The following is a 12,374-nucleotide window of genomic DNA, read 5'->3' on the forward strand; positions in this document are numbered from 1 at the left end:
TGAAAAAGCTGTTACAGATCATTAAATTATGTAACAGCTTTTTTATAGGATAGTTTATAGGATAATCCTATATGCACTTTTGATTTAAAAATTGAGTAGAAAGTTGTAAAATCGTGCCTAGACTAAAATATTTTTTAATTTTGTTGCCATAGCAGTTATAGAAGAGAGATATAAATCTGGAATATTTTGTTCAGCACTCCATGATTTATTGGCATCATTAAATGTACATTCTAGAATTAGTTTCTCTTTTTCGATATTATGTATAGTTAATTTTTGTGTTCCTGTTTCATCTTTAAAAAAGCAAGCAGTGAAAGTAAGATATTCATTATTTTTGGTTGAATCAAAAAGATGCAAAAGTCTAAACTTCCCTATGCATTTATCATCGTCTTCACTCTCATATACATGATTAATGTATGATTCTTTTAACTTCTCATCAGGTGTTAAATTAATATAATCCACAAATTTTCTTGCTAATTCATTGATTGAAATGTTAGAAGCATCCATTCTTTTTTCCATTATAATATCCTCCAAACTTTAATTTATTAATATTAGAACTAGTTTAGTACATATTAAGACATTATTCAACCATTTTATGGTCATGGAGTAAGAGGATCTACTATATAAAATTACGGAATTACGGTTTTGAAATTTGGTTTTTTCAGTATTTTATTAAAATACAGATAATGGAAGTGTATGTGTGATTATTTTGCTGGTATAAAAGATATTCGTATCGATATATATTCCAAATAAATCATATTTGAATGGCTAGATACATAAAGCCATAACTGGGATATACGGCAAAAACTACATCCACAATAATTATAATTGTCTATTGAAAATACTAAATAATATCGAAAAAGGAGAGGGGAGTACTGAATTACTGGTATGCCAAAATGGCAGTAGGAAGAATTAAACTGCTGTATGAATAGCTCTAAGGAGCACTTTAGATATTGGAAATCAACTGATAGAAGTATGGGAAAGATACATAGAATTAGATATAGGAATAGCAGGGAGAATATTCAGATATGCTCCAATGATGAAGACTAAAAACTCAATGATAACCACTATAGGCTTGAATATAGGGGGGATTAGCAGAGAGAGTATATAGATAGGATCAAATGATAAAGACCTTAAACTTCTATGATGAAGACTATAGGCTTATATATTAAGAAGGATCTATTCAGTTGTAAGTTTATCTTGCATAAATAGAACATCGATGGTATCATACCCTCCATTTTAAAACAAAGGAGGGTTTTATTTATGGCAGTATCAGATGATATACAAAACTTAATCATTGAAATGGATGGCATTAATAAAATGTTAGAATTATTGTGGTTAGCATTTCAGCAACCTTTGTCAACAATGGAACATGCAATTGTATCTATGTGTGTACTAAGAAAACAGGTGGATGAAATTGAACAACATTTACAAGAAATATTAGAAGTAGCAGAAAAAGAAGAAACAGATTGTGATTTAGAATATGAGCCATAGAAAATAGCACCCTAACCAATGTGTGTATTGTGTTTATGGGTGCTTTATTGCATCAATCATATTTATAACAGCATCAATTTGTTTTTCAGTAAGATTACTAACATCAATAGTTCTACGTGTTTCTACACCAAGTAAATAATCAGTACTCACACCATACAGATAGGCAAGTTTGATGAGAATATCATACGACGGAGATCTTCCAGATACTTCATACGAACTAATTACAGCTTTAGATAGCCCCAACCTTTCAGCTACTTGGATTTGTGTAAGACCTTTAGCCTTTCGTAAGGCTTTTAACTTATCTCCTAAAATCAACAATACGTCACCTACTTTCTACAATCAGTGTACTAAAAATCAGTCAAACAAAGGACGATAAAATTCTTCGAATTGCGGACTTGGTATTGTATTCCAGTTCCATATTAGGTATAATCATAATTAATTAGCGAAAGAAGGATAATTATGGGAGGAACCAAGGACATGAAGAAAAGATTAGTAACCATTGCAATGATTGTTGTAATGATTGTAAGCGGAGTAGGAATACTGCCATCACAAAGTGTAAAAGCGGCAGACAATAGTAAGCCAATATATTATGCAGAAACGAATGAGGATGAGTTTATTGCAGTACAAAGAGCATTAGCGAATCATGAAGAAAACTTCACGATAAGATATTTAGCAAGTAAAGAAGATGACTTTGATTATATGGCGGCTGATGTAAGCGATATGTCGTATGAATCTGATGGTTTATACTGGAATACTAAATTATATGCAAAAGCATCCTATGGTATAATAAGTTGGATAGGACCAAGATGGGATGATGATTACGTAACAGATAGAGGACAAAAATGGAAAAGCATTGATTATATTTATAAATATAGAAACGTATATAATGAATACCTAGAACTCTATAAAGGAGTAAGAAAGTTAATCATAGATAGCGGTATAGCAACTAAGAGTGACTATGAAAAAGCAGCCTGGGCATACGATTGGATTTGTACTAATATCAAATATGATGAATCGCTCAAAATATTAGATGCATATGGGACATTCATAAATAAAAAGGGTGTATGTAATGGGTATGGCAAGTTATTCGATGTATTTGCAGAAGAGCTAGGATTAAACAGTAGATATGTTACTGGGGCAGCTAGTGGAGGTAACGCATGGTATTTCCACGCTTGGAACTTAGTAGAGTTAGACGGTAAGTGGTATCACTTAGACACAACTTGGGGTACAAGTTGGGGCAAAAAGTACTTCCTTAAGGGAAACAACTCATTCAATACGGATCATGAGCTAGCTGATGCAATACTAGACTCGCAACTTTATAGCAAGATATCTAATTCAGATTGTACAGGTAGCACCCAGAATAGTGGTGTACCAGCCAGATTATACAATATAAATATTGACCCAGTCAATGTAGAGAGACTAAACATTGGTGAAGAATACAATTGGCTAATTAGTAATACTACAGGCATCAAATTAAACTTTGAGAACTCCAATCCAGATGTAGCGAGTTTAACTGATGATGGCAAAGTAAAAGCCTTAAAGGCAGGCAAGACTACTCTAACTGCAACTAATAAAGAGTTAGGTATCAAACAAACTATTGATATTACAGTATCAAAAGAAAAAGCTACAGTAAGTAGTACTAGTAGTGGGTATACTACTATTAAAAGTGCAGATGATATCAGTGTAGTGTATAGTAAAAAAGCACCAATTAAGCTTACATTACAAGACAAGAATGGCAAATTACAGGGTATAAAATATGCATCTAAGGATACAACTATTGCCACTGTAGATAAAAATGGAAATGTGAGTGGTATAAAAGCAGGTACAACTAATATTACAATTACGTGTGATAATGGAAGTAAATTAACAGTGAAAGTTACGGTAAAGCCATTAGTAAATACAAAGAATACAAGTGTTAAGGTAGGAAGTAAGATTAGTTTACGAGATGCAATCGTTGTAAGTAAAAATGGTTACAAGGATTTAAAGTTTACTGTACAAGAGAGCAATGGCACTATAGATATTACTACTGGAAAAGTTAAGAATAGTAAAACAATAGTTACAGTATCTAGTGATGGCTACGTTACAGGAAAATCTAAAGGCACAGCTACAGTAGAGATTTATAATAAGAGCACAAATAAATTATTAGGAACTGTAAGTGTTACTGTAAAATAATAAAGAGATACATATTGTTGTATTATAAATAACGGTTTAGCTGAAAATTTAATATGCTATGATTGATAAGACCTTCAATATATGATTGTGTGGAGGTCTTATTTTTATGCTTAAAATTTATTCGGTTACTTATGTATGCATATAAATTTACTTTATGTCTGCATTGAATTAAACGTCTGATTGATATTGAAGTATTAATAAATAAAAAAGAAACGGAGGTTTATATTGATGGCAGAAGCGAAGGTTTCAAGAGAGTTATATCTATATGCACTTAAAAAAACAAATTTTAATAAGAAAGCAATGGCTCGTTTGCTAGGTGTTCAAAGGTGTACGATTTACTACTGGACTGAAAAGTTAGTTAAGCAAGGGGTCATAGACTATGACGGTAACATTTTACAGAATGGCTAGGTGAGACTTGGTTTATAAAGTGTAAGATAGGATAAGCCATTGATAGCTTATAAAAGAGAGGTGGGAAACATTATGAAGAGAGTAACATCATTAATTATGGCTGTTGTAATACTTTTTGGACTATTAACAGGTTATAGAGTAGTTTATGCAGCTACATCAGATTTAAATGATTATGAGAAAGAAATAATAAATGCGTATTTGTATACAATATATCATAAGTCAAGCAAATGGATTAGACCATATTCATACGAGGGGATTAAGTATGACTTTGTAAATTGTAAAGAGAAAAAGTTTGATTTTAATTATAGAGACCCGGGAGGTTGGGCAGTTAATAAAAGATTTATTTTTCCTTCATATAGGAAAAAGTATGACGCATTAAAGAAAATGGATTACTTGGAGATTTCAGGCATAATGGTTTTGAACGATACCAGTATGAGCGCGGAAATTGAAGAAAGGTATGATTGGATTCGAGCAAATTTAGTTTTATATAGAATAACATTGGGAATTTACATAAAAGAAATTGATGGTACATTGTATGCATATGGAGAGAAATATAAATACAAAGATATATCAGAAAAAGACATAGTCACTCCATATGAATTAACAGAAGAGGAGTACATAAACTTTGCTACATGGGTAAGTTGGGAATATCCGCAAAGCTATACTATGTATGATATGTATGGACTAAATGATCCACTTCTTAAAATTTGGAAACAATTAGATGGATTTTTTATTCCACTGGTAAAAATGGGTGGATTGCAGTACAGTGGGTGCCAGAGATACTTACCAGCAGGTTGGTTAGAAGGGGTATGGCATGCGTATAGTGTTAATGCATACCCAGCAGGACCTGAAGATCCAGACAGGTCAGGTAATGGTTTAATACATGAAATATTAAAGTATTAGTTTAATAGGATGGGATGTACATCAATAGCATAGAATTATATAGCGTATCTTTATAAATAGTGTCACCATAATTATATAGTAATATTAGAGAACGATAAATTAAATGGACTGTCTTCTAAAGGCAGTCTATTTTAATGTTTAAAATTGAATAGCTGAAGAACGAGGAGGATAAAAGGAATATAAGTTTATTTGAAATGAAATGTATTACTGGTATTGCATTTAAGAAATTATATCAAACATATAAAATATCATTAATGAGCCTAATTACCGTAACAGTTAGTGAATTAGTATTTGCAGAGGAGATCATTTTCAACAATAATTAAAATCTAATTCTTTCATGAGTATTTAATAGAGCTAAGTGATTGAATAAATATACTAATGAACGGAGGGGTACTTCGTAGTAAATTCTTTCGGGGTAACTAGTTGAAAAAATCAATATACATGATGTAAGAATTTGGATGTGTTCTGAAGGATAGATTTTGATAGGAATGAAATAGAGGGTTAGGATTTATTAAGATAAATGGGTTTAGTGGGGGGATATATAGAAAAATATGATTTAATATATGCCTGATATCCTACGTATCTAAAAGAATTAATAAAGTGCATTTCAGTAGATATTATGAATAGATAAATGCACTTTAGATTGGAGGTACGGTTATGGAGAATGAAATCATTGATTATGCTACATCTGCAAAATATCTGAAGACAATATATAAACTGATAAACCAAGATTACTTCAATAACGAGTTGGAAGATGTAACGATAACGATACAAAGTAAGACGGGTTCATTCGGACATTTCTCGCTGGATAAAGTATGGAAGCGTGAGGATGGGCAGATAGTAGACAGGCAGCATGAGATCAATATTTCTGCGGTATATATGGCACGTCCTATTGAAAATATAGTTGCTACCTTAATGCATGAGTCTGTTCATCTGTACAACTTTAGCAGAAATATTAAAGATGTCAGCAGTAATGGGGTCTATCATAACAAGATATTTAAGGAAGAAGCAGAGAAGAGGGATTTGATAATTAATAAGCACCCTCAATATGGCTGGACGTTGACAACGCCCTCTTCTATGTTGATAAACTGGGTAAAAAAGAATGGTTTAGTGGATATCCCAATCTACAGAGAAGAATATATGATACAGGTTGGTGGAAACGGAGATACAGATGGTAATAAAGTAGGTGGCATGGATGGTATAGATAAACCAGTAAAAAAGAAATGCTCTACTAGAAAGTACATATGCCCCTCATGTAATTTGTCGGTAAGGGCAACAAAAGAAGTATTTATTATCTGCGGTAAATGTATGAAAACAATGGAAGTGCATGAATAAAAAAGATAGAAGTTTTACTGAAAAAGGTAAGGCTTTTATTAGTGGTTTATAGTAAAAAAATTTATATTTTGGATTTTATAATATACTTTGGTTTATTAGATGCATGTGAGCGTATTGTAATGCAAAATTGAAAATTATGTAGCAGGTTTATATGATTTCTATCCCTAAAATTAAGCATTAATATATAGATGGGTATGGTTGAAGAAAATATATATTTTGGAATGAAGGAGGAACTAATATGATATTTGAACAAACGGTTAGTAAGATAAAAGAAAGCAGTATTAGAAGACAGATAAAACATGAGGATTTCCGTAGATTGTCATTGGCATTAGGTCACAACAGATTAGATTTCGATATGGATACTGTAAGATTTGTGTATGAGTTACTTATACAACTGGAAGAAACAAATAAAATGAATGTGGAACTTCAAGGAAGATTAAGGGGAACGAATGAAAAAGTCATAAACATAGCAATGCATTATAACGATATGAAAAAGAAACCGATAGCTAGAAAAGAATATATAACAAAAGAAGAAGTAATAGAAACATTAAAAAAGTGTAATGGTGATAAGGGTTTAACTGCTGCTGTAATGGGATGTAGCAAGCAGACGATATATAATAGACTGAAGGAGAAATAGTTTAAATTTATAGCCATATACCAAATACCAAAATAACAATAAAGTAGCTTATGAGTTAGGGGGTAACACATATGACGATTAGAAGGAGACTTAAAGAAGCTGGTTTATAATAAATAAAGATTAAATAGGAAATGAAAGATGGCATTTTGGATAAATATGTTGTACAATAACATTAAGTTATATGACAAAATAAAAGTGATTAAGCTGTTAGTTATATTAAGGATACAATCAGTGATTATAAAAAGAAAATAATTATAGATATATGAAAGGAGTATTATTATGAATGCTGTAGAAGCTATAGAACTTGGGAAAGAAAAGGTAAGAAAAGGTTATGTAAGTAGTCATATTAATGACTTGAATGATAAAGTATTTGAGATACTAGGATATACAGAGGCTGATTACTATGGTACTGAAGAAATTGATAGTTTAAAAAGTAAATTCGATAATGATAATGATTTATATGAGGTAAAGTTTTATCAGTATATTGACAATGAATTAGTTGAATGTAGTTTTGAAAAAGCTATTAGTACATTGGAATATGAAGAAGATAACATATTCATATTTAGTCAGAGAGAGGATGATAAAAGGCAACATTATGTTACAATAATTATTAATAACGATTAGTTTATCAATCCATACAATCCTAAGCTGATATATTACAATTTGTTGAACATATGAAGATAATGATATACTATTTTAGTAATATACTGACGAAATAAAAAAGTAACAATTATCCAATCTAATACATATTGAAAGCTACTTAACCTAACAAGCTTAAGTAGCTTTTTTATTATGTAAATTTAATTCCAGCACTTTGTACATTTCATGATAAAAACTCTGGATAAATCGTCCACAGGCAGGGGCAAACAGAAGCGTTATGATGTTGATGTAATCAAGTTAATTGAAAATATTAGAACGTGAAAGGGAGATTAATTATGGCTAAGAAAAGAAATAAAGCAGAGGAAACAGCAGTGGTATTACCAGAGGAAGTTGTTGTAGCAGATGTTGTAAATGAGGAAGAGTCGGTGGATGTAGTGGTGGCAGTTGAAGAGAATGGTTTACTGGAAGGGGAGTCTGTTGTTGAGGAAATTCAGCAGGAAGAAATTCCTGTAGAAACAGCAGAATGTGATAGTGCAGACCCTGTGGATGTAGAGGGAAACATGGAAGATGTAGGCAATGGTGCAGAGGAAGAATTACAGGATTCCAATGAGAGTTTATCAGATAATAGTGAGGATAAGGAAGTTGTTCATACTGTTACTCCTGTATCATTTAAAAGTGACAGTGAAGAAGCCAGATATCATATTCTTGAGTTCTTAAGAGATGGAGAAAGCCATAAGAAAAGTGAGATTGTAGCTTATATTACAGAGCGATCTGGTAAGACTTTTACGGAGGCTACGGTGATTAATGTCCTTCGTGGTATGGTTAATAGTGGGAGCATTATTTCGTTGGAAAGAGGTTCTTACAGCATAGGATTAGGAACTGGAATTACCAGTCGATTAATTCAGTTTATCGGTGTTACTAGAAGCAATCTGGAAAAGGTTGCAACTATTAGTGTTTCTGATATACATGAGGAAGACTATAAGGCAATCAGTGAATTGAAGCAGTTAAAAGAAAACTTAAATGCAATGTATGAGCGATTGGCAAGTAACTAAATATTAATACCTATTAATAGGAGTCATTATCGTTAAGATGATGGCTCCCAACTTTTTTGTAAGAGAGGATAAGAAAATGATAGAGATGTTGACTTTAGAAGAATTCGGAGAAGCGGTTGAAACAGTTATCAGTGAGGAGTTGGGTATTCTATACGACGTTAAGTTAATGAAGGTAATTAAAAATAATAACAGGTGTTTACTGGGTTTATGTATTCGTTGCGTTGGCAGTAATATAGCACCAACGATTTATCTCAATGACTACTATAGGGAGTATGAGGAGGAAGAAGATTTTACAGGCATTGTTAAAGATATCTTACAGGTTTACAGAAATTCTAACAAAGGATTGCCAGTAGTGAAAGATGATTTTACTTGGGAGGGTATCAAGAAGAATGTAATCCTTAGGCTGATTAATTACGATAAGAACGAAGAGTTATTACAGGGAGTACCTCATAAAAGGGTTTACGAGGACTTAGCAATCACATTTCATGTGTTAGTAGGCAGTGATAAAGAGGGGGTACAGACCTATCGGATCAATAATGAATTATTTTGCAGTTTTAATATAGAGATAGATGTACTGTACGACACTGCCCTACATAATTCTATGACGTACTTTCCTACATCTCTTAGAAATATAAATGAAATGATAGTTAGTATGATAGCACCAGAAGGAGTGGACAACGAGGAGTATGCAGAGTTATTTGATACTACTGTTCCAGAAGAGGGCAGGGGTATCATGTATGTGTTAAGTAATTCGATTGGGGTTTATGGTGCCACAGCCATGTTATACCCTGATATGATAAAGGAATTCGCTGATACCATGGGTGCAGACCTTTATATTTTACCGTCTAGTTTGCATGAAGTTATATTAGTATTAGATTATGGATGTAGCTATCGTGGTTTTGAGTTACAGAGGATGGTAGTGGATGTGAATAGGACAGTGCTACAGAGTGAGGACATTCTAAGTGACAATGTTTATAAGTATTACAGAGCAACAAATAAAATTGAAAAACTCTAGGAGCAATTAGGCTCAACATAATTTTCCCTTTTCATTCAGGTGGTACTGCTACAGTGCCACCTGTTTTTAGGTTTATGAGGATGGAAAGAAGCAGTGTGTTACCACTGTTACCACTAAATGAAGCATTTTTATGGTGGCATACAGTTTAGGTGCTCCAAAGGGTATCCTCTGTGGTGGTATGTGTTTTAACTGTGTATCACTGCTATAAAAACTGGTATTCAAGATATTTAAGTATAGTCATAAGGATTCGACCTATTTCGGGACATTTAATTGATAGATGGGTATCAAAATTAAAAGAAAGGGTGGATTTATTATGGCATATTATGCATATCACAGAACATCAACAGAAGAACAGAAATTGGACAGGGGCATTAATGAAATAAGGCAATTCTGCAAGGATAGGAGGATTCAGCTATTTAAGGACAAGGTTTATACAGACCAGTTTACAGGGAAGTCGTTTAATAGACCTACATATTCCATGCTTCGTGAAATGCTTGACAGTGGGGATACTTTGATTATAAGTGAATTGGACAGGTTAGGTAGGATAAAGGACGATATTCTTAAGGAACTACAGTATTATAAAGGCCTTGGTGTAAGAGTGATGATATTAGAAATACCGACTACATTAGTTGATTTTTCGGATATGGAGAACAGCATGAGTGCAATGTTATTAGCAACAATAAATACTGTAATCATTGAGGTTTATGCAGCTATGGCGCAGGCTGAACTAGAGAAATTAAAGAAGCGTCAAAGAGAAGGGTATGAAGCATTGCGTGCATCTGGTAAATGGGAAGAGGTAATGGGCAGACCTAGAGCCTTAGCAAAAGATACATTTGAAAAAGATTATAAACTGGTATTAGAAGGTAAGCTTAGACCAGTGGATCTTATGAGAAAGCATAATTTGAGCAGGGCTACCTACTATAGGTATCGTGATGACTATAAAAAGGAAAATAATGACGGCAAAGAAGTGAAGTTAGAGGTCAATATGGACTTTGATGATGTAGAGATAGTCTTCTAAGAATTAGGTGGGTTTATAGGATGATTTTACAGGGCATAAGACAAAGGAGTATATGTCCTGTAAAACAGCATTAAAGTAATAAGAAGATATAAATTATATGAATTATAGGTATAAATTATATGAATTATATGTATAAAAAGGAGGAAATAAGCATGGATGGGTTTATGGATAAGGATGTATGTAAGGTTATGGATAGTATTAATAGCGGAGCTAGTGAGGATGGTTTCTTCTATGATGATTTTGATGACTTAGAATTTGAGGAGCAGGACAGCATGGAAATGGGTGGTAACAAAGTAGACTTTGAACAGGTATTCAATAATAGTGATAATGATAGTTTATCAGTTTCAGAGTTACAAGATATTATCAGAGAAACAGTGGAAGAAGTCATTAGTCAGATTGATGTTAACAAAATTAATTATCTGGTGGACGTATTAGAAGGAAACATTAGAATTGTGAAACATCATGAAGAAATAAAAAAAGGAAAAACAGCACCTGCTAAAAAGAGAGTTCCAGACATTGAACTTGAAATGGATTACATGGATGGAAAGAGTTGTAGGCAATTAGCTATTAAGTATGGCTTTACGGAAGATGGAATACGCAAAAGGCTTAAGAAAATTGGTGTTTATAAGGGTGATGGCAGGAATACAGATGGTTGACAAAAGTTAAAAGAATGTTGACAAATAAAGGTATTTGCGTTACCTTTAAAGAAAGGAAGGGTGATTGTATGAAGAAGAATATTAAACTTGGTATCGTAATAGTTTCTGTTCTTGTGATTGGTATAACAGGAGTAGGTTTTTATGTATCCAATATAAATAGAGATAAAGCAGCTACGAATCCTCTTTCTGTAACAGAGGAAAATAGAGTTAAAGTGGATGAAGAAAGAGTGGATACAGTTGTTGATAATGAAGATGATTTAGCAGTTTCTGATACTGTAGAAACAAAGGATTCAGCATTTGTCATAAATACAGAAATAGAAAAGGTAATTGAAAGTGATAAAGAAATAGGTTCTGAAACAATTGTAAATACAGATGGTGACGTAGTAATTATAAATGATATAGCTTTAGTAGAAGCAGAAAGCAATAGTAAAGCGGATGATATACTTGCAGATGTTCTGGCTGACGTTATAGTAGAGGATAGTAATTCAAAGGATAAGGTTTATAAGGCAGAAGTTAAGGTTGATACTAAGGATGTGAAAAGTGAGAAAGAGTTAAAGAAAGATTATAATTCTGAAACTGCTTCAAATAAGAAAAATAACGATGTAGAAATTGATGATGTAACCAATGCATTATTTGAAGAAATGGGATGGGATTTAACTGTAGACCATAGCAAAGGCAATGTTATTCCAGAAGGTGTTAGCCTAGATGAAATAGAAGGTAGAGTAGTGCCTTATGAGGGTAAAGGTAATCCTTTTCGTACACCGTAAACAACAGAATAAGTAATTATTAATAACATGAGGAATCTGTATTTTATGCAGGTTCCTTAAGTACATTTAAGGGAGGAATTTATATGGTAAAGAAAGCAATCGTTATAGTAATGTTATTAGCAGTTAGTGTAGTTTTGGTAAAAGGTTACAGTACTAGAGATGTAGAAGTTAGTTCTTCATTGCGGTGGGGAGAAGTTAAGGAAGGGTATCGAATGACTGTAGTGGATAATCAAGGATATGTAGTAAATTTAGATGGTGCATATTTAGAAACAGAATAATGTAGGCATTTAATTATTAAGGAGTCCATGTGTGGGCTCCTT

The 12,374-nt window shown here is 32.7% G+C and carries 15 protein-coding genes; 13 read left to right on the plus strand and 2 right to left on the minus strand.

Annotated features, from left to right (window positions below):
• Positions 1-117: 117 nt before the first annotated feature.
• Positions 118-516 (minus strand): hypothetical protein, encoded by a 399-nt coding sequence (locus RT261_RS06635; protein WP_313130940.1) that lies wholly within the window; start codon positions 514-516, stop codon positions 118-120.
• 744 nt (positions 517-1,260) lie between these two features.
• Between RT261_RS06635 and RT261_RS06640 the strand changes: the two genes are divergently transcribed.
• Positions 1,261-1,491: a hypothetical protein gene (locus RT261_RS06640; RefSeq protein ID WP_313130942.1), complete on the plus strand. Its 231-nt coding sequence runs from the start codon at positions 1,261-1,263 to the stop codon at positions 1,489-1,491.
• Positions 1,492-1,524: 33 nt separating this feature from the next.
• On the opposite strand, the gene RT261_RS06645 is transcribed toward RT261_RS06640, so the two are convergent.
• Positions 1,525-1,809: a helix-turn-helix domain-containing protein gene (locus RT261_RS06645; protein WP_313130946.1), complete on the minus strand. Its 285-nt coding sequence runs from the start codon at positions 1,807-1,809 to the stop codon at positions 1,525-1,527.
• A 159-nt stretch (positions 1,810-1,968) separates the two neighbouring features.
• Here RT261_RS06645 and RT261_RS06650 point away from each other — a divergent pair, with 159 nt between their 5' ends.
• From RT261_RS06650 to RT261_RS06705, 12 genes are all read left to right on the plus strand, one after another.
• On the plus strand, positions 1,969-3,663 hold the full coding sequence (locus RT261_RS06650; protein WP_313130948.1) for a transglutaminase domain-containing protein: 1,695 nt from the start codon (positions 1,969-1,971) through the stop codon (positions 3,661-3,663).
• 228 nt (positions 3,664-3,891) lie between these two features.
• A complete protein-coding gene (locus tag RT261_RS06655) occupies positions 3,892-4,071 on the plus strand; it encodes a helix-turn-helix domain-containing protein (RefSeq protein ID WP_313130950.1) in 180 nt (59 codons plus the stop codon).
• Positions 4,072-4,143: 72 nt separating this feature from the next.
• Positions 4,144-4,974, plus strand: a complete 831-nt coding sequence (locus RT261_RS06660) for a hypothetical protein (protein ID WP_313130952.1) — start codon at positions 4,144-4,146, stop codon at positions 4,972-4,974.
• 657 nt (positions 4,975-5,631) lie between these two features.
• Positions 5,632-6,309, plus strand: coding sequence for a SprT-like domain-containing protein (locus tag RT261_RS06665; RefSeq protein ID WP_313130954.1), 678 nt, complete (start codon positions 5,632-5,634; stop codon positions 6,307-6,309).
• A 238-nt stretch (positions 6,310-6,547) separates the two neighbouring features.
• The gene (locus RT261_RS06670) at positions 6,548-6,946 is read left to right on the plus strand and encodes a hypothetical protein (protein WP_313130956.1); all 399 of its coding nucleotides are present in this window, start codon (positions 6,548-6,550) and stop codon (positions 6,944-6,946) included.
• Positions 6,947-7,225: 279 nt separating this feature from the next.
• Complete coding sequence (locus RT261_RS06675; RefSeq protein ID WP_313130959.1) at positions 7,226-7,570, plus strand: hypothetical protein; 345 nt, start codon at positions 7,226-7,228, stop codon at positions 7,568-7,570.
• A gap of 311 nt (positions 7,571-7,881) precedes the next feature.
• Positions 7,882-8,598 (plus strand): hypothetical protein, encoded by a 717-nt coding sequence (locus RT261_RS06680; RefSeq protein ID WP_313130961.1) that lies wholly within the window; start codon positions 7,882-7,884, stop codon positions 8,596-8,598.
• Positions 8,599-8,674: 76 nt separating this feature from the next.
• The gene (locus RT261_RS06685; RefSeq protein WP_313130964.1) at positions 8,675-9,613 is read left to right on the plus strand and encodes a DUF5688 family protein; all 939 of its coding nucleotides are present in this window, start codon (positions 8,675-8,677) and stop codon (positions 9,611-9,613) included.
• A gap of 313 nt (positions 9,614-9,926) precedes the next feature.
• On the plus strand, positions 9,927-10,631 hold the full coding sequence (locus tag RT261_RS06690; protein ID WP_313130966.1) for a recombinase family protein: 705 nt from the start codon (positions 9,927-9,929) through the stop codon (positions 10,629-10,631).
• A gap of 152 nt (positions 10,632-10,783) precedes the next feature.
• Entirely contained in the window at positions 10,784-11,287 is a 504-nt protein-coding gene (locus RT261_RS06695) for a hypothetical protein (RefSeq protein WP_313130968.1), read from the plus strand.
• Positions 11,288-11,355: 68 nt separating this feature from the next.
• Positions 11,356-12,054 (plus strand): hypothetical protein, encoded by a 699-nt coding sequence (locus RT261_RS06700; RefSeq protein ID WP_313130970.1) that lies wholly within the window; start codon positions 11,356-11,358, stop codon positions 12,052-12,054.
• Positions 12,055-12,137: 83 nt separating this feature from the next.
• Positions 12,138-12,332 carry a hypothetical protein gene (locus tag RT261_RS06705; protein ID WP_313130973.1) on the plus strand — a complete coding sequence of 65 codons (195 nt, stop codon included), beginning with the start codon at positions 12,138-12,140 and terminating at the stop codon, positions 12,330-12,332.
• Positions 12,333-12,374 lie beyond the last annotated feature (42 nt).

Origin of the sequence: Anaerocolumna sp., assembly GCF_032079385.1 — a bacterium.
In the GTDB taxonomy this organism is placed as follows: Bacteria; Bacillota; Clostridia; order Lachnospirales; family Lachnospiraceae; genus Anaerocolumna.

Coding starts and splice junctions, on each gene's coding strand:
- RT261_RS06635 (WP_313130940.1), bottom strand. CDS start 516: ATGGAAAAAAGAATGGATGCTTCTAACATTTCAATCAATGAATTAGCA.
- RT261_RS06640 (WP_313130942.1), top strand. CDS start 1,261: ATGGCAGTATCAGATGATATACAAAACTTAATCATTGAAATGGATGGC.
- RT261_RS06650 (WP_313130948.1), top strand. CDS start 1,969: ATGAAGAAAAGATTAGTAACCATTGCAATGATTGTTGTAATGATTGTA.
- RT261_RS06655 (WP_313130950.1), top strand. CDS start 3,892: ATGGCAGAAGCGAAGGTTTCAAGAGAGTTATATCTATATGCACTTAAA.
- RT261_RS06660 (WP_313130952.1), top strand. CDS start 4,144: ATGAAGAGAGTAACATCATTAATTATGGCTGTTGTAATACTTTTTGGA.
- RT261_RS06665 (WP_313130954.1), top strand. CDS start 5,632: ATGGAGAATGAAATCATTGATTATGCTACATCTGCAAAATATCTGAAG.
- RT261_RS06670 (WP_313130956.1), top strand. CDS start 6,548: ATGATATTTGAACAAACGGTTAGTAAGATAAAAGAAAGCAGTATTAGA.
- RT261_RS06675 (WP_313130959.1), top strand. CDS start 7,226: ATGAATGCTGTAGAAGCTATAGAACTTGGGAAAGAAAAGGTAAGAAAA.
- RT261_RS06680 (WP_313130961.1), top strand. CDS start 7,882: ATGGCTAAGAAAAGAAATAAAGCAGAGGAAACAGCAGTGGTATTACCA.
- RT261_RS06685 (WP_313130964.1), top strand. CDS start 8,675: ATGATAGAGATGTTGACTTTAGAAGAATTCGGAGAAGCGGTTGAAACA.
- RT261_RS06690 (WP_313130966.1), top strand. CDS start 9,927: ATGGCATATTATGCATATCACAGAACATCAACAGAAGAACAGAAATTG.
- RT261_RS06695 (WP_313130968.1), top strand. CDS start 10,784: ATGGATGGGTTTATGGATAAGGATGTATGTAAGGTTATGGATAGTATT.
- RT261_RS06700 (WP_313130970.1), top strand. CDS start 11,356: ATGAAGAAGAATATTAAACTTGGTATCGTAATAGTTTCTGTTCTTGTG.
- RT261_RS06705 (WP_313130973.1), top strand. CDS start 12,138: ATGGTAAAGAAAGCAATCGTTATAGTAATGTTATTAGCAGTTAGTGTA.